Consider the following 25,145-nt stretch of genomic DNA (forward strand, 5'->3'; position numbering starts at 1 on the left):
AGATAAAAACTAATTTTTAGGTTTTTCATCTGCGTTCATCTGCGCCATCTGTTGATAAATCAACTTCCCATCCGTTATTGGTCGAGTGGGAGCAGTTCCACTTTGCGGAACTCGATCGGGTGGCTCTCCGCCTGGAGGGCGATGTAGCCTTCGGAGAGCATGGTGTCGTCGCCGTTGAGGATCTTCTTGGTGTCCTTGTCGTTCACGTCGAGTTGGGGCTTCTCGTACTCGAGGACGAGCTCGCCGTTAACGTAGTGCTTGATCGCGCCGTTGCCGTGGACCTCGGCCTCGACGGTGACCCACTGGTCGCCGTGGTAGGTCTTGGACTTCGCCTCGGTGCAGTGGTGGGTGATGAGCCGGCCTTTCTGGACGATGTGGGTCCCCGGCGTGCAGACGTTGGCCGTCGTCCTGGGGTGCTGGCCGTCGCCACCGAGGTACTGGACCTCGATCGAAACCGGAAATTCCTGATTCTTCGACATCGTCTCGGGCGGCTGGCAGTGGAGCATCACCCCGCTGTTGCGGGTCGCCCATCCCGGGCCCCCTTTGCACTGGTCACCCACGAACCGGTACTCGACCTTGATGCGATACTTCGAGTATTTGTGCTTGTAGAAGAGGTGTCCGAACTTCCCGGCGAAGTCGGGGTACTGGTCATACACCACCTTCAACAACCCGCCCTCGACCCGGAACGTGTCCCCATAATTCTCGCCGAACGGATATCCCGTGATCTTGGGCGTCCAGCCTTCGAGATCCTTGCCGTTGAAGAGCGTGATCCACCCGGAAGGTTTCGCGTCGTCCGCCGACCGGGCCTCGTGCCCTGTCGCAAACAGGCCGGCCAGGGCCGCAAACGCGATCAGCCCAAGCCTCCTGACCAGGACACTCCGGCGGTTCATCAACGAATCGGCAAACAGCATGGTCGGTCGCTCCTCGGCATCCTCGACGATTCCGGGAGCCCGCCCGCGGCGGTCCCTCCCCGGCATCCTCGGATCCCCCGAGGATAATCCGACGTCGCACCGGTGGCTACGTACTGGATGCGGCCTGCCCTCGACTCGTGCGGAGCCGAGCCGGACCCCGCTCGGGTCATGGTTCGGACCATTCCCCTTGAATCCGCGGGCCCAACACCTGACAATTGTCGTGGAAACCAACCACGTCCCACGTTTCCGTAGGCGGCTCCCGCGACCTCTGATAGGTGCTCAGGCCATGAATCAACGTCCGAGCGTCGCCTTGCTCGCGGCCCTAATCTTCCTGGAGTCACCCCGATTTGCGTCGGCGGGGATGCCGTCGATCTCGCTCTCCGACATGGCTGCCGCGAGGATCCAGACGATCTCGTTCTTCCTGGCATGCCTCCTCCTTTCCTCCTGGGCCCTGCAGCGGATCTGGAACGGATTGACGGGCGATTTTCCCAGGCTTCTGCGCCTCTCCTACAGGCGAGCCCTCGGAGTGATCTCCCTCTGGGGGATGCTCTTCCTCCTGATCCTGACGATGATCTCGGGAGCCCGAGAGTTGCTGACGCCCGAGGCCTGGCACAAGGAAGGGCTCACCTACAAGCTCAACACCGCCACCGAAGCCCCCAAGGCCTCGACGATGGACATCCAGCGCCAAGAACGGCTCCGCGCCCTTTGGGTCTGGCTCATCCACTATGCACAGACTCACGGCGGGCAATTCCCGCCGGACGACCAGGTCTACGGGATCCCCGAACAGGTCTGGAGCATCCCCGACCCCTCGGGCCTTCGCTACGTCTACCGAGGCGGCCAGGCCCCTGGCCAGGACCTCGCCCCCCTGGCGATCGAGCCGGACGTTTTCGAGAGAGGACGACTCGCCCTGTTCACCGACGGCACCGTCGCTCGGATCTCGCCGTCGAATCTCCCCGTGATCTCACGACCGGAGAACCGCTGATGGTCCGCCGCATCGTCTGGTCGAGTCTGGCTCTGCTCGGACTCTTCCTCCTGGCCCCCCTGGGACTCGCCTGGCCGCTCCAACTCGTGCTCTACCTGGCCTTCGGCTGGACGACCTACCTGAGAGAGGTCGTCCCCAAAGTCACGGTTGACGGGGCAGGGACCCTCACCGCCCTCATCTGCCTCACCGGCTTCGCCTTCGGTGTCCACTCGTTCTTCGGCTGGCTCTACCGACAGTCGAGCCCTCCGGAGGAACACTCGAGGCGCTGGTCTTGGCGATGGACCGCGGCCCTGGTCCTGGGAATCGTCCTGATGTTCGTCGCGGGACTCTCGGCCGCCGGCATCGCCCACCAGGCTGGCTGGCTCCTAACCTCCCGCGAGCCCCTCGTCGCATCCAGCTTCGACCGGTTATTGCATCGAATCCAATCCTCGAACAACGTCAAGCAGATCGGCCTTGGTCTAAGCAACTACCAAGACTCCGAGAGGTCATTTCCCCCGGGCGGCACGTTCGACGCACAGGGCAGGGCACTCCACAGTTGGCAAACCGCGATCCTCCCCTTCACCGACGACGCAAAGCTCTTCGCGGAGATCGACCGCCGCTCCCCCTGGGACGCCCCCAGCAATGCGCGACCATTCCAGACTCGGATTAGCACGTACATCAACCCAGCAATCAAGGAACGCAACAACGGCAAGGGCTACGCGCCGAGCCACTACGCGGGCAACGTCCTCGTGCTCGGGCCGAAAGCAAGGACCTTGCCCGAGATCACGGACGGGACCTCGCAGACGATCATGGCGGGAGAAGTCGCCGACAAGTTCAAACCCTGGGGCTACCCCGCCAATTGGCGAGACCCCGCCAAGGGGATCAACCGAAGCCCCGACGGGTTCGGGAGCCCCTTCCCTGGAGGCGCGAACATCCTGTTCGCCGACGGATCCGTGCACTTCCTCAAGTCGACGATCGACATTCGCGTCTTCCAAGCCCTGGCAACGCCCGACGGTGGAGAGATGACCTCCTCCGACGAGTATTAATAGCCGGATCCCAATCAATCACCGATTCTTTCACGCGAAGGTCGTCGCCCAATGCAACCGATCGAGACCGCGCGGGCCATCGCCTTCCTCGCGGTGGTGTTCCTCGTCTACGTCCTGGCCGCGCGCCTCTTGCTCCGACTCTTCCTCCGAAAGATCCGCAAGCGGCCGAATACGGAGACCCGCCTGAGCCTCTGGTCGAGCCGGATCATCTTCGGCCTGGCGGCGATCGGCAGCCTCTGCATCGCCTACGGGTTCCTGATCGAGCCAAACTGGCTGGAAGTTGTGCCCGTCCGAATCGAATCCGCCAAGCTCCCGAAGGGGGCGAAGCCGATCCGGATCGTCCACATCTCGGACCTCCACTGCGAGTCGACCCCTCGCCTCGAGCCGAGGGTCCCCGAGGTCATCGCCGCGCAGCACCCCGACCTGATCGTCTTCACGGGCGACGCCCTGAATACTCCCGAGGGTCTCCCGGTCTTCAAAGCGTGCCTGACGAAGCTGGCAAAGCTCGCCCCGACCTACGCCGTGCGGGGCAACTGGGACATGTGGTACTGGTCCCACCTCGACCTCTTCGGCGGCACGGGGGTCCGCGAGCTCGCCTCCGAGTCCGTCAAGTTCGACGTCCGCGGCACCCCCATCTGGATCGCCGGGATCCCGGTCGACTCCTAGCGCGACCTCGGCCGGGTCCTCGACGCAATCCCGACGACCGACTTCCGCCTCCTCCTCCACCACTACCCCGACGAGATCCTCGAGGCCTCCCGGCACCAGGCCGACCTCTACTGCGCCGGCCACATCCACGGCGGCCAGCTCGCCCTCCCGTTCTACGGCGCCCTCGTCACCCTCTCAAAGTTCGGCAAACGCTTCGAGTCCGGCCTCCACCGCGTCGGCCCCACCCACCTCTACGTCACCCGAGGCCTCGGCATGGAAGGCGGCGACGCCCCCCGCGTCCGGTTCTGCGCCCGACCGGAGGTCACCGTAATCAACGTGGTCCCTGCGGAGGCTCATTGAACGCGTCGCGACGACGCCGGGCCGAAGGTGGCCCGGCGCTCGTCTTGAGGTCGACCCGGCCCACTCTACTCGGCAATCACCGGTAGGACTTCGAACAGGCTCGTCGTGGGGTCGTACACGAACCGATAGCGTGCGACCGTCTTGCCAAATCGTTCCGTGGGGAGGGCCTTCCGGGCCAATCCCTGACCATCGCCTCGATCGAAGAAAATCGTAATCGGACGTTTGGATTTGAGTGTACGGGTATCTCCTGCAATGATCGCGTAGGCCTCGTCGCAAGAAAATGCGATCGTCGCATCGGTGTCATTGGAGATCCCCACGGAATAGGGCGGGCGCCTGTAGAGTTCCCAACCGATTCCGGGTTGCTGTACGAACTGGTACGAACCGGCTTGCACCCATCGATATTTCGCCCCGAAAGGCTCACCCGCAGAGAAGCGCACGATGAAGTACTGGTTGCCGCTCAGCCTATGCAGTTCGGTATCGCCCGGCCCCAGGAAGCGGCGGGTGAAGCTATCGTAGTCCGCGGGGTCACTAATTATGTCGTAGGAGACGGGAGTTCTCCCACTTGTAGGATTAGTAAAAATCAACTGATCCAAGGATTCGTTGAGCTCGTTCTGGTCGACCACCGCGGTCTTGGCGTCGGTGACGACGAGGAACTCGCCGACTTCGGCGACCTGAACCTTGAGCGTTCCGGCTTCGACCCAACGTTCCGTGTGCTTAGCTCCGATCTCAGACGATCGGAAAGAGAGCTTCAGCCTGGGATATCGGGCGACGACGATGTCCACCTGACGCGCAGGGACCAGATTCGGCTCACCGCCGAGCGAATAAGCGAAGTGGTTGGGATTTTTGGTGTTGTCGATACGGAAGGGGAATGTGGACGGGGCGAGATCCCAGGCACCGGTCTCGCTCGGGACGAAATCGTAATAACCCTGGGGAACGAGATGGCAGCAGGCCTTTTCCTCTCCCTGGGTCCTGATCTTGACAAGTCCGAATGGGTGAGGAAGTTGTTCGTCCGACTTCAGAGGATGCTTCCAGTGTTCCTCCTGCGGCGTGACCCGGTTCGTCTCCCCGTTGAATGAATACGCAAGCTCTCCGGCGTCGCCCCAAGCATTTCGAAATGCCGTCCATGTAACATCCGGAGGGTGTTCGGGGTCGACGGCTAGCTTGCCCTTTTCGTCGATGTGATGGCCTCCGAGGAAGAGGTGGGCCGTCTCGATCGTGGGGATGACCTCCTTTGCCTTCGGTTCAGTCCCGAGGATAAACAGCTTCGGCGTCACAACTCGAATCTCGCCCGGTTTCAAGAGTGCCTTTCCGCCGGAGGGAGCGGCGAAGTGAACCGGGCACAAGATGACGGTAATTTCATCCTTCGTGCTCACCTTCAAGGGAGTTTTCGCAAAATCCCCGGCGTCGACGAAGTGCTTTTCGATAACCGACTCGATCCCGGTCTTTACATCGGCCTTAATCTGTGCCCGAATCGTCGCAATCAAGCTCGCATCGGCGTTCGGGAATTCGACATTCTTGGCCGTGGTACCTTGCGCCTTGGCGCGGACCGCCCGGAGTGCCGCGGCATTTGATGGGGGAACGACGAGCTTCGGTGGCGTCGCAGAGACATCCGCGGCGATGGGCCGGTCGGTCCGTGAGATTCGATTACCGGGCAGGACGAGGCGGGACGGCCCGTCCGGTAGGTTTGGCCTCGGGTTCTCGGCCGGCTCCGGATTTGGGACTTCCGCTCGGAGCTCCGGGACGAGTAGCGAGAACAGGGCCATTGCAACTCCAGAGAACGCTAATCTCTTCGGAGTTAGGCACCCTTTGGGGCGCCAATCACGCTCGAATAGTCGCATGGCAACGCGGATCATAGGGGGAACTCCCGGGTGGGGTCACGGAAACCTCGTCGGTGACCCCGCCGCCGCCTTTAGGGATTGACACGGTCTTGACGCATTTTCGCAGTTGACGATACCGGATGGAAGCGCCGCATCCAAGCCCGTGTCGGATGCAATCTTCTTTTTGTTCTTCGGATCTTGGGTCGATACCTAGCTGAGGACAATGCCGATCTACTCGGTCACGTCACGGTCGCCTCGCCGACATCAGTCTCGCCAACTCGCGGCGCGCTCCACGATTTCTCTTCAGCCATTTAAAGGAAACCGCCGATTCCGAAAAAATCGTCAAGTTCGCCCCGATCCGAGCCGACTAAGTGTGCTACCGAATGCCCGGATTGTGCGGATTAAGAGATCTAATACGAGAAAGGGTTTCGATTCCATGACTCAGATACGCCGGATCGCCAAGATTCGACATGGATGGGCGTTCGGGATACTGGCCGTGGTCGTGTCCTTGGCATCCACACTCTCTCCGGTATCATTCTTCTCGAACATCCATGCAGGATTGCCCGACGGTCGCCACGAGAGAGGGCGACGGACGGTGATGCGGGTGTCCTACCAAGCGGACGACTCGTTGGGGATCTCGGAACCCCGGGCCAGGTCAGGGTCCGAGCCGGTCGACCGGGGAGAAGGGCCTCAACGCCCGTCGGCCCCCAAGGCCGTCGCCGACTTCGAGGGCTCCCCCGGCGCCGGGCAAACGATCCGCCTGGACGCGGGACGTTCTAGCGGGCAGGGCCTCCGATTCCGATGGACCCAGACGTCGGGCCCCGCGGCCGTCCTCGCCGACTCGAATGTGGCGGCGACGGAACTCGTCGTGCCGGAAGACGCGAAGGAGCTCGGATTCCTGCTAGTGGTGGCTAACGGGGAGGGGATCGACTCGACCCCGCTGAAGATCAGCGTCCCCTCCGCACAGCCGAACGAGGGGGACCAGGTGGTCCGGACGGGCATCGACCTCGCGACGACGACCAGGCCGACTGCTACCAGTCGCCCCATCAAGATGCGCGGAACGACCCTCTCCGCCGACGCGGGGGACGACCAGATCGCCATCGTCGGCCGCCAGGTGACCCTCAATGGGGGACGGAGCGAACCCCGGGGGGAGATCGGCTATCGCTGGATCCAGGTGGGCGGCCCGAATACTCGTTTGACGATCGAGGAAAACCATATTTTCTCGTTCGTGCCGACCGTCCCCGGGATCTACCGATACGCGCTCGTCGTCGCCTCGGGCCGCGAGATCTCGAAGCCCGACGTGGTCTCCATCACGGTCGCCGCGCCGACGGCCACGGCCGTCGCCGTGCCCGACCCGAGCCTGGGAGCTCCCCTGCCGATGCAGGCCCTCGCCGGCAAAGGGCTGACCTCGGTGAAAGGAGGGGTCGACTCGGCCGAGGTCCTCTCGGAGGCCTTCGACACCCTCGCCGATCGGATGGACCTCTACCAGTCCTACAACGAGATGTTCAGTGAGATGTCCCGACGCCTCGATCAGATCGTCCCGTCGGATCCGGCCTGGCGGAACCTCTGGATGGAACGCATCTTCGCACCCATGACCGGTCGCCTCGTCGAAGCGTTGATCCCCGAAGGGCTCGACCTTCGCCGTCCGGAGGCCCAGAACGCCGAGATGACCGCCAACCAGAGAGCCCGGCTCGCGGAGCAGTTCCGAGAAATCGCCGAAGGTTTCCGGGCGACGAAGCCCCCCCGCTGAACGATCGCCGAAGATTTCCGGGCGACGAAGCCCCCCCTGCTGAACGGTCGCGTGAAACGCGAAGGTGCCCCCCGGCTCAGCCCGTAAGGAAACACGATGCCAAATTATCACCGGAAGATAATCGCCCTGTTCTCGCTGAGCATAACGACAGCCGTAGGATCTAGCCTGGGCCAGGAAGGCCCCTCCGCCTCGCGACGTCCGGCGTCGAACTCGGCCGTGGATTGGCCCCCGTTCTCGAAGGCCGCCGAGGTCGCGAACGCGGCGGGCCGGCCGCTTGTGGTCGTGGTCACCTCGCGCCGAGTCCCCAACTCGGCGAGGTTGGTCGACTCCTTGAGGCGAGAATTGGCGGCCGATCCGTCGGGCCAATCGGTGGTCTTCACCGAGATGCCCGCCGAATCCTATGGCGCCTTCGTCAAGCAATGGCGGATCCAGGACGCCCCAAGGGTTCTGGTCTTCCGCAAGGGGCCGAAGGGGCTCACCCCGGTCGGGAACCGAGGCGACCTCACCGACGGAGCCCAGGTCGTCGCCTGGCTTGGCCGCCTCGGCATGGTCGCCTCATCACCTTCCCGACGCGACCCGTCCCTCGTCCGGACCGGGGGCCATGGTTGGGGGGCGTCGGCCCAAGGTCCCCAGCCTTCGGGCCAGAACAACTACCCACCCCCGCCGCCTCCATCTCCCCCGCCGCCGCCGCCAGCTCTTCCCCAATACACCGCACCACCACCGGTCTACGCGCCTCCGGTCTATGCGCCGCCGGTCGCCCCGGTCTACACCCAACCGACGCCCCAACCGGTCGTGGTCTCCGCCCCCGCGCCCCCGGTCGTCTTCCAACCAACGGCGCCGACGATCGTGGTCGGGCCGACGCCACAGCCGAATATCATCTTCGCGAATGCCCCGCCGAGTGCCCCGACCCTGTCGTATGCCCCTCCGGCGTTCGCACCGCCGTCGAATCCGACACAACTGTTCATGGCACCCCCGAGTAACGCACCGCCGACGGGCAATGCTCCTCCAACGGGGAATGCTCCCCCCACGAGCAATGCCCCGCCGCCGGGCTATGCTCCCCCGCCAGGCTATGCGCCCCCGGCCTACGCTCCGCCAGCCTACGCCCCGCCGGCCTACGCGCCTCCCGCATATGCTCCTCCCGCGTATGCTCCCCCGGCCTACGCCCCTCCGGTCGGCAATTCGCCGCTGATCGCCACCGCGCTGCTGACGAATCCCCGGCTTTGGGAACGGGTGTTGGGGGCGATCGGCGACCACCTAGCCCAGAAGAAGAATCCAAGAATCCAGATGAGCTCGACGCCCTCATTGGCCCCGGCCATGGCCATGGCGCCACCGTCGAACGCCCCGCCCACGGGGTACGCACCGGCCACGGGCTACGCGCCGGTGATGGGCTACGCACCGGTGGCCCCCCAACCGCTGCTGACCGCCTTGCCGACGGCCTCGGCCTACGCCCCAGTCTTCGCGCCTCAGCCCGCCTACGCACCACCGCCGCCGTCACCACCGCCGGCCTACCAGCCGCCGCCCCCCCCGCCGAACGCCCCATCGCCGCAGGACTACGGCTACGCCCCGGCCGCTCCTCAACCCCAGGCACCGGCGAAGTCGGGCTTCATGCACCGATTGTTCCACTAAGTTCTCGCCTTGGGACTCGCTCTCACCTGAAAGAGCAGGTCTCCTGTGGGAACTCCTCGCTCCATCCTGGCACACTAAAGACAATGGGCGTCGCGGTGGGATGATCCCCATCGCAACGCCCGTTGTTAACTGACCCGCATCCGGATAGTCGGCAGACGCGACTCACTGAGCCTTCTCGGCCCGGAAGTTCAGCGAGGTGGCCCGCTGGAAGGGGGGAACTTTGGGCATGGACTGAGACTTGGCATCAGCTCCATTCCCGTCACCTTTGGCAGAATCCTGAGAAAATTCTGAAGTCGAAACGAAAGCCGTCTTCTCCTCGACAGACCTGGCCTCGATGAACACCCGATACTCGGAACCAACCCGCTGCTCTTCAGGCACGAGCACGATCCGACCCGTGTAAACGCCGTCATCGGCCGTCGTATCGGATCCCAGGCCATCGTCCTTGAAGGCCACGACCTTCGAAGTGATCGAGTCGTTTGACGCGTCGACCCTCATGAAGGATCCGCTCACCTCGGCTCCTTTGATCGAGGCACCCGCCATCACCTGGACCTCGACAATCGCGGCATTCTTCGTGTTCGCAATCGTCCCCCGATCCGCCGCCTCGCGCTCGCCGTCGCCAGCTCCGTCTTCGGCCCTCAAGGTCACCTGACGCAAGCCGGGGATGATCAGGATATTCGGCTTCTCCGTAGCGATCGAGAACGTGAAATTGACCTTCCCCGCCTCTTCGAAGAGGTGGGGAATGAAATGCTTTCGTTTCAGGAACAACTTCGGCGTATACTCTCCCTGGGGAAGCCTCCCGTCCTCTCGCGCCGGATTGGGGAGCTTGAAGACCATCATTGTCTCCGTCGTAGTCTCCTCGTCCAACTGCAGGAACTCATTCGAAGTCTCTCTTCCATATGAGTCAAAAAGGACCATGTGGGGGTGATCTGCGAGGATCGCATTCTTGTCGAGAGGCCGCGACACCCCCACGATGAACTCGAAATCAGCATTCGGCTCCGACTTGAATTTCTTCAATTCGATGGGGAATAGAGCGTCGTCAACATCGATTTGAGAATCACTGTCGTAATCCCCCTCGACGAGCGTCTGTTCGTCCTGCCGCTCAATCCGTTGGAAGACAGGAGTGGACCGATTGAGAGCAGAAAGCACTGCGTCTTCCATAACCAAAAGACCAAGATCGACTTTCATGAACATCAATGGAAATTTGTTGTACAAAATCTCTCGAAATTCTCTCTGTTCATGTTCATTAAATTCGTCGGGCACCGGGTCGCGTTGTACTCCTGAGCGTCCGCCCAGATCATCGAGTACCGTCTTGATTTTGGTCGACTTCTGCGTGTCCTCTGGCGATCCCAACCCTCCCCTTTGGCGATTAAAAGAATACCTTTCCATCGAATACACTCTTGCATTTATCATTGCCAACTCACAATCGACCCACCGGTGCGACCGCAAATTGAGCCCCCAGTCCGTAGATGGCTTCCCTCCAGCACTATCGCTCTTCCTCTTCTTTTCAACATATTCTTTTGTTTTGCCGTCTTTACTTTGAGAGATACCCAAACGAATCGTATAATATTCAGGAAACAACATAACATATTTATATTTATTATACCCCTTGAAAATATCGTTATACTTAATTTTATCACTCCCCCTTCTGCTTCTCTCATATTCTTCAGTTTCTCTGAACAACGATCGATCATATATAAATTTTGTAATTTTTTCAATGTCAGAAGTATGGTAGATCAAATGATTTGACCCAATGAGTGGTTCGCCTGTTTTCGGATCATCCGCGAGGTACAGTCGAACCAATAGGCCTCTCGCATTGACAATCTTCTGATACACTCGGGCCAGCTCATCTTTAGTCGGAATCGCATCCTCCATCCACAGAGACTCTCGAATGCGCTCGATCGAATTGCTAAGATCTTCCAATCGCGACGCCGTCCGTTCGAGTAAGTCTAAATCGCGGCCCGGCTGACCTTTCTCAATAGCCGCCTTGCCTTTAGAAAAAAGTGTCTTTGCAAACATGCGAATACTTTGAGATCGATCGTCCTCAAAGACCCTGAAGCTAAAGTCCCCATAATCATTGAAGTTTTTCGCGTCATCCACATTAGTGGTTATATTTTTTTGCACCATAGACTTTCTGTTGGGCCATCGATGGTTCCCCATTCTTGCAGAAGTCGGTGAGTCTTTGATTACAAGGTCGGCATTAGGCGCCAGACTGTCCTGAGGCGTGGGGGGGGCCGGGATGCCCTGAGGAAGTGCCGAGGCCGGCGGGGCCGGGATGCCCTGAGGAAGTGCCGAGGGAGCCTGAGGGGCCGGCGGGGCCGGGATGCCCTGAGGAAGTGCCGAGGGAGCCAGGGGGGCAAGCGGGGCCCGAGGAAGTGCCGAGGGAGCCTGGGGGGCCTGAGAGGCCGGAGTGCTCGGAGGATTACTGCCAGAGTCTCCAGTATCCTGATCCGAAGGTTGATCGTGGGCCTCAACCAAGAGTGCTGCTGAGATACAACGAATTAGTTTTTGCACATCATCGCCATTGAGGTCTTCTCTCGCCATCTCCTTCTCCACGGCCGCCAGCCAATCCGGAGCTGGTCGCTTCTTGTCGATATCATCACGAGGCATGGCCTTTAAGTAGACCGTTCCCTTATGGGGGGCGATGACCCAAGATCCGCTGACTCCCTCCGTCCGAAGCCGTTGAGCGGCCACGCCGATTTCATCGATGTCGGCGACCGACATCACGATCCCACCCGATCGTACCGAGAGGTCGCGGAGCCGTCGAGGAACGGTCCCCGACGCGGCGACGATGAGGTCAACCCTAACGTCCGAGTCATTGAGGACGGCATCGCGGAACGGCTCCAATGACGAGCCGATATCCTCGGGGAAGCCACCGGGGGGGACGAGGACGATAATGTTCTCGACCATGTTGCGGCGGATCTCCAGGGTGAGTTGGGCGAACACGCGGGCCAAGAGCCTCCGACGCTCGTCGGCGGAGAGTTTGGCAATTGCATTCTGTTCCGCATCAGCGTCGCCTAGCAACGGGGTGACGAGAGCGGAAGCCAAGTTGTCAACGTTCGAGGACAGGTCGACCATTTCGAGCCGTTCTCGACGGATAAGCTTGCCGAATCCCGAGAACGCGATATCGCGTACGGTCGCATAAAGCACATTAGGATCAGACTGCAAGGCAACGCGATCGAATTCGGGATAGATTGCCAACGGGGCTACGGCCTTGGTCCGACGCCTTCCGAAACGATTGTATGGTCGTCCGGGGATGGCGAGCTTGAGCAGGTCTAGGTTCAGGTCTCTCAGTTCGACTCGGCGGGCGGATCCCCCCGGCGTATCGACCGCGTTGGCGACATCGAGCACGTTCTGAGCAGTCGTGGCGCTCAGTTGGATGTGAAGCTGAGCCGCATTGCGGAACCGGGAGAATTCGGAGTTGGCTTGCAATGGGCTGATCGCGGCGTTGGCGATCTGCGCGATGTAGCGTTTCTCATCGACCTTCAGCTTCTTCTGATCCGAGGGGAAATCCTGGACATTGAGCCCGAGTGAATCCGCCACAAAGCTCTCGAGTTCCTTGATCAATTTCCCCGAAACCGTTTTGGTAGCGCTCGACCGCGAGGCTGACGAACTCCCGTTCGGGATCTCGCCGCCCAGGAATTGCTGGGCGAGTTCCCTCGCCTTGGTCTCGAGGCGAGTCGCCAACTCACCCGTATTTTTGATGCGATCGGGAACGAGTCCGGGAATCTCGGCGGCGTCCCTCAGGATCAGATCGATGGCCCCCTTCAATTGCTCCGGGGTAGGGGGATTCGTGAAGCTCGGATCATTCCGCGCGAAGGCGACCGCTTCCTTGAGGAACTTCTCGGCGACGGACTTGAATCCTTTCGCCTCCGCGACAGGGTCGGCAAGGTTCGAGCCGGTCTTGCTCCCTCGCTTGCTCACGATCTCCGCCTGGACCTTCGCGGTCGTCGCCTTGACCAGGCTCCGGAAGATGCCCGTATAGGGGTCGTCGTTGGTCGGCTGGGATTCGGTCGCCAGCACCGACGGCGGCGGCGCCTGGGTAACTTGGCGTGTCGAGAAGAATTGGTCGACCAGCATCTGGCACGATTCATCGGGCGTTTCGTTGGCGAACATCTCCTTGGGGGCGGACCGATTGTGATCGGATTGGGTGCAATATTTTCCGTACCAGCCGAACCGCGGCGGCGTCTTGTGATAGTTGTCCATGATGCAACCCGGCCCGGACGGGTTCGCGAGCGGGCAATTGCCCGCGGCCCCGCTTTCGAGGTACTCGTCGGGCAGAGCGAAGAGGTAGTGGTTGATCTCGTGGAACGCCGTCAGCGCAAAGTCGTCGGGCCCATCCGTCTCATAATTCTTATAGAACAAGACGAGTTGCCCAGGCTTACCCTCGATCGCGCCGCGAGTGGCATAGCCGGCACGGCCCGGTGCATCGTTTAACGAGATGATAATGTCTGCTTTTTTAATAGAATCCACGTAATCGAATCTTCCAATCCTGGCACGGCCGTTGGTCGCCTGGAGCATGCTCTTGCTGACCACCGCAATGATGGCCTTCATTTTGGCGTCCTGGTCCGGGGTTGCCTGGACGAGGCCGGGTTGATTCACTCGCTCGAGCTCGCTTTCCGGCATCCCTAGGGTTGGCACCGAAGCATAGGTGTAGGTCAGGTCGAACGTCCCTTCGGCCTTGTCATACGCCGTCGGTCCCGCGAACACCGCCTGCGTCGTCATGAGGCTCGACGCGAGGGCTAACAACCCGGCAGGGCGGCCCAGGTTCATAACGATTCGCCGGATTATCGCTGTGGCCAAGGCAGGCGTCTTCATGGGGGACCCCTTCTGTTAGACACGACCAGGCAATAGTGAGGGCCGAAGCGAGGGACGGAGACGGTGAGGAATTGCGATTTCGTACCGGGGAGTCGTCGGGCCGCCGCGAAGGCAGGATTAGGCCCACTACGACGAACAGCCTCTCGAGCCAGTGAGGCCCAGGGCCGGGAAACGGCAGCACACGAGGCGCGTCCTAGTCATTAGGACCGATCGAGACAGCCGCTTCCCTCTCGATCATGACATTTTCTCAGACACTTTTACCACGTTTTTCTCAAGACCGTTTGGAACTCGGGATATACTCATGGCAGCCATGGATTCGTGCCGTGTCGACGGCCTTGTTCCGGCAGTCTGCGAACGTCGCGTCCCGCAGAGCCGGATCGAGTCGACGGCAAGCCTTATCCGGAGCATCTTACAATGGGAAATATGGGTAGTCCAAATAAAAAATGCCGAATAAGCAGATTCGCCTGGTTTTCAGGCGTCTGCGGATCACTGATACTGATTCCCGGGAGCGTGCATGCCGGTGGCTATCACAAGAAAGCCGTCGTGGTCGGCTACGTCCCCGTGACCTACGGCCAGGCACCCGTGGCGAGCCCCTATGCCATGGCACCGGCGGCGGCACCCTACGGGTACGCCCCGGTCCAGGGGTATGCTCCCTCCTCGGCACCCTACGGTTACGCCCCGGTCCAGGGGTATGCTCCCTCCTCGACCGGTGGGTACTACTATTACGCCCAGGGGGCGGCGAGCAGCGCCGTGGCCGCCGCACCGGCCGCGTACGCACCGCCCGTCAACGTGGCGATGACGTCGGTGGGCGCCGCTCCGGCCACGTATTCCTATGGGTCCTCTGGGTCCTCGACCGGATTCGCTCCGCTCCAGGTTTCCGGTTCGCGTCTCAACAACAATCCCGGGCTCGTCCAGGACATTTTCAAGGATCTCAAGGACGCTTACCCCGACATCCGGTCAAACAATGCGGAGCGGACGGCCCGACGCAACGAACTGCGGACGAAGGCCCGGGAGAAATATGTGGCGGCGATCAAGGATATCGCCAGCGAGGATGTCGAGAATCTCAACACTCAGGAGGAGCAGGAAATCACGCAGATGATCGACATCATCGTCCGAGGCGATGAAGGGGACTCCAACCCGGGGATCATACCGCAGGCCTGGCCCGTTCAGGTTTCTCCCGCCCCTTACCCGACGTTCGTCGTCCCGACTTATCCGTACCTCGTCCCTGTCTCGACGAAGCACCACTCCCACAAATCGCCCTATTGAGTGGGCCGCCAGTTGCAGGAAACGCATAAACGGTGGGTCGGCCTCAGGCCGACCCGCCCCTCATGTCTTCCTCGAAACCCGGCCCTTGCTTCGAGGCTGGGTTTCCGACGCAATCAACGTCGAAAGCCCTTCCGGGAATCCCACACTCCCTCCCACCAGAAGCCCTTCCGACACCGTCCATGCCGAAGACTTTTCCCGAGAATATCCCCTCCTCCCGCAGAATCTCGGTCCTTCCGGAAGAAACCCCGTCGCACGGCGGGTCTCGATGACGTCGACCTAGGATCCACCGGCTCGCCTTGACGGGCCGTGGGGAGTCGATAGTGTGGAAGTGCTCAGCGGTTCACGGGAGAAAGCTCGGGTGGGATCCTGCGCCGGTGCTCATTGATGGTCAGGAAAGAACTCCACGCGCGAGCCAACCGCAATTCATAGGGTAGCCACCGCTGACCGGCATTGGAGAGACCCGGTGGGCGATGCCTACCCTACCCGCATCGTAAGTCCTGCGAAATTTGCCCGGCCCTCCGCGTCAAGCCCTTTCTACGAAAAACCTTGGCTCGCGAGGAGCGTGGGCCTGGACCGTCCCAGGGAGCGGCTTCGGCGATGTTAGTCGCGGGCCGCGTAGGAACGTTCGACGATGATCCATGTCTGGTACTCCAACCAGCTCGAGAGGCTGGCCGGGCGGCTGGTCGCGAACCTCGGGGCGTCGAGGGAGGACGCGAGGTCTCGGCTGTTTGCGATGCCGCCGATTATCGTGCCGGGACAGGTCCTCGAGAATTACCTCAGGTATGAGATCGCCCAGGGGGCGGGGATTGCGGCGGGGCTGGAGTTCTACGTCCCCGAGACGTTCCTGCGGTCACTGCTCCCGACGCAGGCCTGGCCGGAGGTGAAGTTGCTCGACGAATGGGCGTTGCGGGCGTTCTTTCTCGACGGGCTTGAAGTGGGAGCGAATGCGATAAGGCTTCCGGAACCGGTTCGGGCGTATCTCGACGCGGCGGGTGGAGATGTCGATGCGAGGGAGCTCCGGCGGTTCCAGCTCGCGACGAGACTGAGTCGGCAGTTTGCGATGTACGGAGAAGATCGGCCGGAACGGTTGCGGGCGAGGCAGGACGAGGAGGCCGAGAGGTTCGGCGAGGACTGGACAGACGAGACGGTCGCGTGGCCGCAGGCGCTTTGGGGACATGTCGGCGGGGAAGGGGGGCTGATCCAACGGGCGAGGGACCTGGAACAGGCGAGGTGGCTCTTTCCCTTCGAGCTCTACCCCTGGCTCGACGAGAACGGGCGAGGGACCCCGGCCGAGGTCCATGTTTTCGGGTTCTCGCATGCGTGGGGAGGCTTTCGGCGTCTGCTGGCGTTCCTCGACCGAACCTCGATCGTCCACGTCTATGCACCGACGCCTGGCATCGTCTTCCGCGACGACTTGGGTCCGAGGGTAAGGCAGGGGGAATTGTTCTCCACGGGCCCTCCGAAACGCGAGGGGAGGAAGTCCAGCACACCGGCTCGCGTGCCATTTCGGGAGGATGACCCGGACGACTTGCCGATCGTCCGGGAATGGGGGCGACCGGTCGGCGACTTCTTCCGGATCCTGGGCGAACGGGAAGGGGTCGTCTTCCACCCTGAGTTCCCCACCGGTTCTCGTCGCAAGTCAATCCTTAACCGGCTCCGGAGGCAGATCCTGCTCCGAGAATGGGACGAAGTGTGGACCTCGAGCTCCGACGAGAGCCTCGCGATCCTCGCCTGCCCGGGGATCCGGCGCGAGGCGGAGGTCGTCGCGGGGGAGATCTGGCGGATGATCGCCGAGGATGACCGGCAGCAAGGCGCAGGACCTGGCCGGCTCCGGTTCCGCGACGTCGGCGTTGCCCTGGCCGACTCGGGCAACCTGGCGGCGTACCAGGCCCACCTCCGCGCGGCGTTCGAGGAACTGCACGGGATCCCGAATGCCATGGTGGAGCTGCCGCTGGCTGGCGAATGCCGGTCGGTCGAGGCGGTGCTCTTGTTACTCGCGCTTCCGCTAGGGCAATTCACCCGCCCCGACTTGCTCAAGGTGCTCACACACCCGGCGCTCCGGGCGAGGTTTCCCGAGGCCGACACCGCGCGTTGGGCCGGGTGGTGCGAGGCCCTCGAGATCGTACACGGGGCGGACGCGAGCGATCACCAGGGGACGTACATCGACCGCGACCTCTTCCACTGGGAGCAAGGGCTGCGTCGGCTCGTTCTGGGGGTCTTCATGACCGGGACCCGAGGGGGGGACGAACGGACGTTCCCCCTCGACGGCTCGGAGTATCCTCCGCTCGACGAGCCCGCCGAGGCGATGGCGGACGTCGCCCGGCTGCTTGCGCTCGTCCGGTCGATCGTGGCCGACGCCCGGTTCGCCAGGACGGCCGAGCTGACGTTCACCGAGTGGTCGGCCTTTCTCGCGAGGATGGTCAACGCCTATCTCGGGGCCGACTCGGCGACCGAGCAGCGGGCTCTCTCGGCCTGCGTGGACGAGATCCACGCCCTGAAGGCGCTCGACGTCTCGGGCCGACGGTTCGGCTACAGGATCCCGCTCGAGTGCCTCCGCGAAGCGCTCGGGGGGTTGACGGGCTCCCGGGGGAATGTGCTGGCTGATGGCATCGTCGTGGGGCCAATTGAGGCCTTGCGAGGCGTCCCGTTCCGGGCTCTCTTCGTCTGCGGCCTGGGCGAGGGCCGGTTCCCGTCCTCGGAAGGGCCGGACACGGGCGACCAACCGCGGGGCCGACGTCGGGTCGGCGAGGTTAGTCCCCGAGAGCGGGACCGGCTCCTGTTCCTGGAGGCGATCGCGAGGACTCGAGACCGGCTCACGCTCTCATACGTCGCCCGGGACTCGCAGACCGGCGAGACGCTCGAGCCGTCGCCGCTGATCCACGAGTTGATCGACCAGGTCAACCACGGGCGGCCGGATCCCAAGGGCGGGCTCGAGATCAAGACACACCCGCTGCGGCGATACGCCCCCGAGTACTTCTCCCAGGCCCTGGAGCCGAAATTCAACAACACTCGGAGCTTCCGTACGGCCCTGGCCCCGGCCGCGAGGAAAGAGGCGAGCGCGAGGCGGCTCCGGGCGTCGCTCGCCGACCAGGGGGCCTGGGACCTCTCCGTCCCGGCCGACTCGCTCCGGAGGCTGGATCGTCGATTCGTCGACTGGCTGGGGCTTTGCCAACTCCCCGAAGACCCGGCGACCCCGGGGCCTTCGCCGAGGATCGCGATCTCGCTCCGGGATATCCGGCGCTTCCTCGAATGTCCGCTCCAGGGGTGGGCGAGGATGATGCTCCGGCTCCGCGAGGAGGAGCTCGAAGACATTGCCATTCGAGAGGATGAGCACTTCTCCACCGATCGGCTCCCCGCGACCGTCCTGTTGCGCGAGGTCTTCCTCGAGTCGCTCGGCGAGGCCACCCTCTCGAACGGCGACCCTTCCCGATTCGAGGCCCTCTACACGGCCCACGCCGAGGCTTTGGCCCGGCTCGGCATGATGCCCGTGGGGCTTTTCCGGGACGCCGAGAGGCGGAGCCACCTCGCCTACCTCCACGCCTGGCACGACCAGGCCCGCCGTCGAGGGCTGGCCGACCGGGGGCCGTTCCGGATCTACCGGTTCGGCCGGGCCGCCGAGAATGAGCGCGTCGACCGACTCGAGGCCGCGATCCCGATCGACGTCACGCTCCGCGGGAGGAGCGGCGAGTCGAACGTGCGCGTCGAGCTCTTCGGCCGCACCGAGATGGTCTCCGGCCGCCTGCCGGGGTCGTTGACGGCGCTGACGCGCGAGGCGGTTTCGGAACGCGACTTCCTCGCCGGGTTCCTCGACGCCGCCGTCCTGAGCCTGCTCCCTGGCCACCACGACCCGGCCGAGTACCATGCGCACCTGATCCACCTCCCGAGCTCCGGCAAGCCCCCGGACGCGCACCGGATCTTCCGAGGCGTCGACGGCCCACGCGCGCGGCGGTTCCTCGCCGACGTGCTCGCCGACATGCTGGGCGGGCCGCACGCGTATCTCCTCCCTTGCGAGGCGGTCTTCGCCGCCCTCGGCAAAGGGGAGCCGATCGCTTTGAGTGTCGAGCGGATGAAGGAAGACGACCGGGCCACGTGTTCTTCGCGCTACGGACCGGTCACTGACTTCTCGCTCTACGACCCGCCGGATGAGGACGAGGCCCTCGCGATGATCGAGCGGCGTTTCGGCCTCTTCCGCGACTCGGGGGGCCTCGGCGAATGACGCCCACGTACAAGAGGCCCGAGATCCTCGACCGGATCCCCCGGGACCGCCACGCCGTGATCGAGGCGTCGGCCGGGACGGGGAAGACTTATACGATCGAACACATGGTGATCGAGCTCTTGCTCCGCGAGGACGCCTCGCTCGGCGAGATCCTCGTCCTGACCTTCACCGAGCGGGCCGCGTCGGAGCTCCGCAAACGGCTCCGGGCGATCATCGGCAAGATCCTCGCCGCGGATGGAGACGCCGGCCCGGACGTAACGAACGTCTGGAGGATCGACTCCGCCGCCCGAGAACGTCTCGGTCGGGCCCTGTTCGCCTTCGACGCCTCCTCGATCGGCACCATCCACGGGTTCTTCGGCGGGGTCCTCTCGGAGTATGCCTTCGAGAACGGACGCTTGTTCGAGGGCACATTGGAGGACGGCCGCACCCTCTTCGACCGCGCCTTCAAGGACACACTCCGGCGCGAGCTCGCCCGAAGGCCGGGCGATCCCGCCGAGCTGCTCGAAGCCTGGCTCGAGCGCGGCAGCGGCGGGGTCGACGGCCTGGAAGACCTCCTCTATCGCTGCAACGCCTCGCGCCGGGAGATCCGGCCGCCGTTCTCGATCGAGGACCTCCGGCGCGAGGTCGAGTCGAACCCTTTGTTCGCGATGAAGCTCGCGGACCACGTCGAGTCGTTCGCGGCGGTGCTCAAGGCCGCGAAGGTGCATCACAGCACGGTCAAGTCGATCAAGGAACGTCTGCTGCCGAATCTCGCGGCCGTCATCGCGCGGTCGGGCCGGAGCCTGGGCGCCGCGCTCGACCCCGACGCCCAGGAGGCGATCCGGAAGATCGCCGCCCAGGTCCGCGCCCGAGAGATCCCCGGGGATCTCGGTGCGGCGGTCGTGGCCCTGGCCGACCGCATCGTCCCGCTCAAGGCGGCGATCATCCAGGCGTTCCTCCCCAGGATCCTCGCGACGCTCGAGCGGCAGAAGGGGGCGACTGGTTGTTACGACTTCGACGACGTCATCGCAGGCGTCGCCGGTGCCGTGGCAGGACCTGGCGGCGATGCCATCGTCAAGGCCCTGAGGTCGCGTTATCGGTTCGCCCTGATCGACGAGTTCCAGGATACGGACGAGCTCCAGTGGTCGTTCTTCCGCCGCGTCTTCCTCGAGAGCGAGGGGAAGAACCTCGCCTACCTGATCGGCGACCCGAAGCAGGCGATCTACGGCTTCCGGGGGGCGGATGTCTCGACCTACCTCGCGGCCAGGGCGGAGGTGGAATGGTCGGGGGTGCCGCCTGTCCCCCTGACTCGCAACTTCCGCTCGACGCCCGCCCTGATCGACGCCTACAACCACGTCCTCGACCAGGGGTCGGAGTCGCCCTTCTTCGACGGGCCGATCCGCTACGATGCGCCCGTGGAAGGGGGACGAACCCTGTTCGCGGAGGAAAGCGACGGCTCGCCGTACGCGCCGATCCACCTGCTCGAAATCCAGCCCTGGGGCGAGGCGCTCGGCCTCCCCGAACTGCGCCGAGGTCTCGCCCGCCAGATCGCCCGGGAAGCCCGCGACCTTATCTCGGGGACGCACGCCCTGAAATTCGGAGACGATGCCGGCGCGAATCCCGTCCCCGCAGGCGAAATCTACGTCCTCGCGGCGACGAACCAGGACTCACTCCGGGTCGCCCAGGCGCTTCGCGAAGCCAGCATCCCGTTCGCCTTCTACAAGCAGGACGGCCTGTTCCAGTCGCCCGAGGCCCGAGCCGTGCGCGACCTGCTCGCGGCGGTCGACGACCCGAGCGATCGTTCGAAGCGGGGCAAGGCCTGGATCTCCCCATTCTTCGCCGTCCCGCTCGCAGCCCTCCCCGACCTGGACGAGTTGGCCGACTCGCATCCGCTCCTGGCCCGGCTGGTCGATTGGAAAGACCTGGCCGACTCCCGGCGGTTCGAACGGCTCTTCTCGAGGATCCTCGACGACAGCGGGGTCATCCGCCGCGAGCTCTTCCTCAAGGACCACGAACGAGGCCTGACCAACTACCAGCACCTCTTCGAGATCCTGCTGGAAGACGCACGCGCCACCGGCGCCGAGCTCGGAGACCTGATCAAGACTCTTGATGCGTATATCCTCGGGATTCGCAAGCCTCCCGGCGAGGACGGTAACGTCCAGCGCCTCGAGAGCGACCGGGACGCCGTGCAGATCATGAGCATCCACAAGAGCAAAGGACTCGAGGCCGCCGTCGTCTTCCTCTACGGCGGCTTCACCGGGTTCCGCTCGGACGGCTTCCACGAATACCACGACGAAGCGGGCCGTCGGATCCTTTCGATCGGTGAAGACGAGACCGCCAAGGACCTGGCCGGGCGCGAGCGTCAAGAAGAGCTTCAGCGGCTCTATTACGTCGCCATGACCCGGGCCAAGGCGAGGCTTTATCTGCCGCTCGTCCCTCGGCCGCACTGGAACCCGCACTGGAATGGGGGTTACAAGAAGGTCAACGAGCGGCTCCTGGCCGTCGTCGATGGCCTGGAGGACTCGGGCAAGGCCGACCGGTTCCGCAGGGTCCCGTTCCGCGACGCGCCGATCCGCCCCTGGATCGGTGGGGGCCCGGACGAACCGTTGCGTGACCTCGCTTCGTGGCACCCTCCGCGCGCCCTGCTCGACGACGGCCAGGGGTCGGCTCAGACTGCCATCCGGACGAGGCACTCGGGGTATGCCATCGCGTCGTACTCCCAGATGAAGCACACCTGGGACGACGCGATCGACCCGCTCGGCCGCGACGACCTCAGGCGCGAGCCCGAACGAGCGACCGCCGCCGCGGTCGACGTCGAGGGGGACCTCCCCGGCGGTACCGCCTCGGGCACCTTCCTCCACGAGATCCTCGAGCTCATCCCCCTCGGTTCGGTGGAAGGCCACCCGCCCCTCGAGGCCTGGCGTGCCCGCGACGACGTCTCCTCCGTCGTCGCCGAGGCGATCGACCGCAACGGCATCAGCACGGAGTACCGTGCCATCGCCGAGGCGATGGTCTACCACGCCCTCACCGCCGAGGTCATGGTCGGCCCCGGCCGATCGATCCCGGGCCTGGGGACGTGCTCCCTCGCGCTGAGAGAGATGGAGTTCCTCTTCCCCTACCCGGAAGAGGGCCACCCGCCGCTCTCGGAGCCCGTCCCGGGCAAGCTCGTCGTCGAGCGTGGATTCATCAAAGGGTTCGTGGACCTCGTCGTCGAGCACGCAGGATTAGTCTACTTCGCCGACTGGAAGAGCGACGTCTTGCCCTCGTACGGGCCGAGAGAGATCGAGGCGCACGTGCAGGCCCACTATGCGTTGCAAGCGAAGCTCTACGCGATGGCACTCGTCAAGGCGCTCGGGATCCACTCCGAATCGGAGTACAACGCCCGGTTCGGCGGACTCGTCTACGCCTTCCTGCGAGGGTTGCGCTCGGGCGCGGGGCAGGGGGTCGGCCTCCACTTCGCCAGGCCGAGGTGGGCGGACATCCTCCGAGACGAGGACGAGGTGCGTCGTTTCGGCGCACGGGCCGTCGATCGAGGTGGCGAATGAAACCGACACACCCGCTCTCGCCCCTCGGGACTGCCCGGACCGCCTTCTCGGTTCACGGGGAAACGATCGACGACGAATCGGTCATCCTCGACTGGCTAAGTCTGGTCCGAGAGCGTCTCGGGACGCTCTATAACTTCGAGGACGAGGTCCCGTTCCTCGCCTGGGAGCTGGTGCGCTGGCAAAGTGGCCTCACGCTCGACGAGCGCCGTGCGATGATCCTCCTGGTCCTCTCGGCCCTGGTCCACGCCCGAGAGGGATCGACGCGCATCCCGCTCCTCGGTGAGGCCGGGCGGGCCTTCCGGCTCGCCCTGGCACACTCACTGCTCTCGGGGCTCGCCGAGGTTCCAGGCCTCGCGCCGATCGAGCCGGAACGGGCCGTCGAAGTCGCCGAGCAGGTCATCGGGGCTGGTCGGGCCGACGTCATCGTCGGCGAGGCCGGCGAGTTCAAGCCGCTGGTCGTCTCGGGCCCTTACCTCTATCTCCAGAAGATGCTTGCACTGGAAGATCGGTTCGTCGCATCCATCGGCCTGCGACTCGACGAGGATGAATCGGCCTGGTCCGACGAGGAGGCGGGAGCGGCACTGGCCGACGTCCGAAGCCGCCCGGCCGTCCGCGACGGGCGACCGATCGAGCCGACGGAAGACCAGGAGGCGGCGATCACTGCCGCGACGAGGCATCGCCTGGCCGTCATCTCGGGCGGACCGGGCACGGGGAAGACGACGATCGTCGTGTCGATCCTCCGCGTCCTCAGGCGTCTCGGCATCAGTCCCGAGGACATCGCCCTCGCGGCGCCGACCGGCAAGGCGGCCAACCGCATGGGTCAGGCGATCCGCCTCGGCCTCTCGGGGATCGCCGACCCCGCGGAAGCTGACCGCGAACTCCTCGACTTGCCCGAGCCGAAGACCCTCCACCGCCTCCTCGGCTACTCCCCGAAAGGGGGCCGTTTCCTCCACCACGAGAACAACCGCCTGGCCGAGCGGGTCGTCGTCGTGGACGAAGCCTCGATGATCGACCTGGCCTTGATGGAGCGGCTCGTCCGCTCGCTCCGCGACGACGCGCGGTTCCTCCTCCTCGGCGACTCCCGCCAGCTCCCCTCCGTCGAAGCCGGCGCGGTGCTCCGCGACCTGCTCGGCGACGGCGGCGAACGATCACCCCTCGGCCCTCGAGGCGTCCGACTCACGCACAGCCATCGGATGCGCCGGGAAGACGACGACGGCCGGAACATCTACACCGTCGCCCAGACGATCGACCGAGGCGCATTCCCCGAGTTCGTCCCGACCCGGCCGACCGACCGCGACGACGTCGTGGTCGAGCGCCCGGCCGTCTCCGAGCTCGCCTTCCGCGGGGTCGAATTCGTCGCCACTCCCGAAGGGTCCGGCGTGCTCGACGCGTTCCTCGACCGCTGGTACCGCGACGTCATCCGCGCCCTCGACGACTTCGGCGAGTTGGCCGGCCACGTCTACGCGACCGAGCGGGGCGAGTTCGATGGCGAGGACCAGGGGCGGATCCGCCGACTCTTCGAGCACGTCGAGCGATCCCGAATCCTCTGCCTGACCCGCGTGCTCTCGAGCGGGGCCGATCGGATCAACGAGGCCCTCCACCGCCGCGTCATCGCCGGGCTCTCCTCGAGGCGCGACGACGAGCTCGCCGCCGGCGAGCCCGTGATGATGCAGGTCAACGACTACAACCGCATGGTCTTCAACGGCGACCAGGGCCTCGTCCTCAATGTCTCCGACGGGAGCCCTCCGCGCCTGATGGCCGTCTTCCCCCGGCCCGACGGCTACGGCATCTTCCACCTCGACTCGCTCCGCCCCGTCCTCCGCCACTCCTACGCCATGACCGTCCACAAATCGCAGGGGTCGGAGTTCGACCGCGTCGCCCTCGTCCTCCCCGACCGCGACCTTCCCATCAATACCCGAGAGGTCCTCTACACCGCGCTCACCCGGAGCCGGACCTCCGTCGTCCTGGTCGGCGATCGCAACCTCTTCGAACAAGGCGTCGCCCGCGAGATCCGCCGCGACTCCGGGATCGCCGAGAAGCTCGAAGCCCGACCACAGAATCCGATGGGTCACACACGTGAAACAGCCCCAGCGAACGACCTCTTACAAGCCCGAAGCGCCAGCGAGTGAATCCCCACCTCGAAAAGGCGAGGAGGATTCGCTCGCTGGCGCTTCGGGCTTGTATCGGGAAAGCGACGAAGGCCCCGCC

12 protein-coding genes are annotated in these 25,145 nt (G+C 64.0%); 9 read left to right on the forward strand and 3 right to left on the reverse strand.

Features of this window, described 5'->3' with window-relative positions; all coding sequences use genetic code 11:
- Positions 1-74 precede the first annotated feature (74 nt).
- Entirely contained in the window at positions 75-911 is an 837-nt protein-coding gene (locus ACYOEI_RS28915; protein ID WP_462853131.1) for a 3-keto-disaccharide hydrolase, read from the reverse strand.
- Positions 912-1,197: 286 nt separating this feature from the next.
- Between ACYOEI_RS28915 and ACYOEI_RS28920 the strand changes: the two genes are divergently transcribed.
- From ACYOEI_RS28920 to ACYOEI_RS28930, 3 genes are read left to right on the forward strand one after another with little or no spacing between them, the layout of a single operon-like run.
- Entirely contained in the window at positions 1,198-1,893 is a 696-nt protein-coding gene (locus tag ACYOEI_RS28920; RefSeq protein ID WP_462853132.1) for a hypothetical protein, read from the forward strand.
- Entirely contained in the window at positions 1,893-2,918 is a 1,026-nt protein-coding gene (locus ACYOEI_RS28925; RefSeq protein ID WP_462853133.1) for a DUF1559 family PulG-like putative transporter, read from the forward strand. The genes ACYOEI_RS28920 and ACYOEI_RS28925 overlap by 1 nt, the downstream gene beginning before the upstream one ends.
- A gap of 51 nt (positions 2,919-2,969) precedes the next feature.
- On the forward strand, positions 2,970-3,584 hold the full coding sequence (locus ACYOEI_RS28930; RefSeq protein ID WP_462853134.1) for a metallophosphoesterase: 615 nt from the start codon (positions 2,970-2,972) through the stop codon (positions 3,582-3,584).
- A 404-nt stretch (positions 3,585-3,988) separates the two neighbouring features.
- Here ACYOEI_RS28930 and ACYOEI_RS28935 read toward each other — a convergent pair whose 3' ends face one another.
- The gene (locus ACYOEI_RS28935) at positions 3,989-5,407 is read right to left on the reverse strand and encodes a hypothetical protein (protein WP_462853135.1); all 1,419 of its coding nucleotides are present in this window, start codon (positions 5,405-5,407) and stop codon (positions 3,989-3,991) included.
- A gap of 931 nt (positions 5,408-6,338) precedes the next feature.
- Here ACYOEI_RS28935 and ACYOEI_RS28940 point away from each other — a divergent pair.
- Together ACYOEI_RS28940 and ACYOEI_RS28945 are read left to right on the forward strand one after the other, a co-directional pair.
- A complete protein-coding gene (locus ACYOEI_RS28940; protein WP_462853136.1) occupies positions 6,339-7,490 on the forward strand; it encodes a PKD domain-containing protein in 1,152 nt (383 codons plus the stop codon).
- Between the two features lie 96 nt (positions 7,491-7,586).
- Positions 7,587-9,116: a hypothetical protein gene (locus ACYOEI_RS28945; RefSeq protein WP_462853137.1), complete on the forward strand. Its 1,530-nt coding sequence runs from the start codon at positions 7,587-7,589 to the stop codon at positions 9,114-9,116.
- Positions 9,117-9,278: 162 nt separating this feature from the next.
- Here the strand turns inward: ACYOEI_RS28945 and ACYOEI_RS28950 are convergent, their stop codons facing one another.
- Complete coding sequence (locus ACYOEI_RS28950) at positions 9,279-13,931, reverse strand: choice-of-anchor X domain-containing protein (RefSeq protein ID WP_462853138.1); 4,653 nt, start codon at positions 13,929-13,931, stop codon at positions 9,279-9,281.
- A gap of 510 nt (positions 13,932-14,441) precedes the next feature.
- Here ACYOEI_RS28950 and ACYOEI_RS28955 point away from each other — a divergent pair.
- The 4 genes from ACYOEI_RS28955 to recD all read left to right on the forward strand — a co-directional run bounded on the left by ACYOEI_RS28955 (position 14,442) and on the right by recD (position 25,066).
- On the forward strand, positions 14,442-15,197 hold the full coding sequence (locus ACYOEI_RS28955) for a hypothetical protein (protein ID WP_462853139.1): 756 nt from the start codon (positions 14,442-14,444) through the stop codon (positions 15,195-15,197).
- Positions 15,198-15,828: 631 nt separating this feature from the next.
- Complete coding sequence (locus ACYOEI_RS28960; RefSeq protein WP_462853140.1) at positions 15,829-19,413, forward strand: exodeoxyribonuclease V subunit gamma; 3,585 nt, start codon at positions 15,829-15,831, stop codon at positions 19,411-19,413.
- The gene (locus ACYOEI_RS28965) at positions 19,410-22,937 is read left to right on the forward strand and encodes a UvrD-helicase domain-containing protein (RefSeq protein WP_462853141.1); all 3,528 of its coding nucleotides are present in this window, start codon (positions 19,410-19,412) and stop codon (positions 22,935-22,937) included. The genes ACYOEI_RS28960 and ACYOEI_RS28965 overlap by 4 nt, the downstream gene beginning before the upstream one ends.
- Complete coding sequence (gene recD / locus ACYOEI_RS28970) at positions 22,934-25,066, forward strand: exodeoxyribonuclease V subunit alpha (protein ID WP_462853142.1); 2,133 nt, start codon at positions 22,934-22,936, stop codon at positions 25,064-25,066. Before ACYOEI_RS28965 ends, recD begins: the two co-directional genes overlap by 4 nt.
- Positions 25,067-25,145: the final 79 nt, after the last annotated feature.

The organism is Singulisphaera rosea (genome assembly GCF_054877945.1).

Bases quoted from the DNA above. Each gene is read 5' to 3' on its own strand.
- ACYOEI_RS28915 (WP_462853131.1), bottom strand. From the start codon at position 911: ATGCTGTTTGCCGATTCGTTGATGAACCGCCGGAGTGTCCTGGTCAGG.
- ACYOEI_RS28920 (WP_462853132.1), top strand. From the start codon at position 1,198: ATGAATCAACGTCCGAGCGTCGCCTTGCTCGCGGCCCTAATCTTCCTG.
- ACYOEI_RS28925 (WP_462853133.1), top strand. From the start codon at position 1,893: ATGGTCCGCCGCATCGTCTGGTCGAGTCTGGCTCTGCTCGGACTCTTC.
- ACYOEI_RS28930 (WP_462853134.1), top strand. From the start codon at position 2,970: ATGCAACCGATCGAGACCGCGCGGGCCATCGCCTTCCTCGCGGTGGTG.
- ACYOEI_RS28940 (WP_462853136.1), top strand. From the start codon at position 6,339: ATGCGGGTGTCCTACCAAGCGGACGACTCGTTGGGGATCTCGGAACCC.
- ACYOEI_RS28945 (WP_462853137.1), top strand. From the start codon at position 7,587: ATGCCAAATTATCACCGGAAGATAATCGCCCTGTTCTCGCTGAGCATA.
- ACYOEI_RS28950 (WP_462853138.1), bottom strand. From the start codon at position 13,931: ATGAAGACGCCTGCCTTGGCCACAGCGATAATCCGGCGAATCGTTATG.
- ACYOEI_RS28960 (WP_462853140.1), top strand. From the start codon at position 15,829: ATGATCCATGTCTGGTACTCCAACCAGCTCGAGAGGCTGGCCGGGCGG.
- ACYOEI_RS28965 (WP_462853141.1), top strand. From the start codon at position 19,410: ATGACGCCCACGTACAAGAGGCCCGAGATCCTCGACCGGATCCCCCGG.
- recD (WP_462853142.1), top strand. From the start codon at position 22,934: ATGAAACCGACACACCCGCTCTCGCCCCTCGGGACTGCCCGGACCGCC.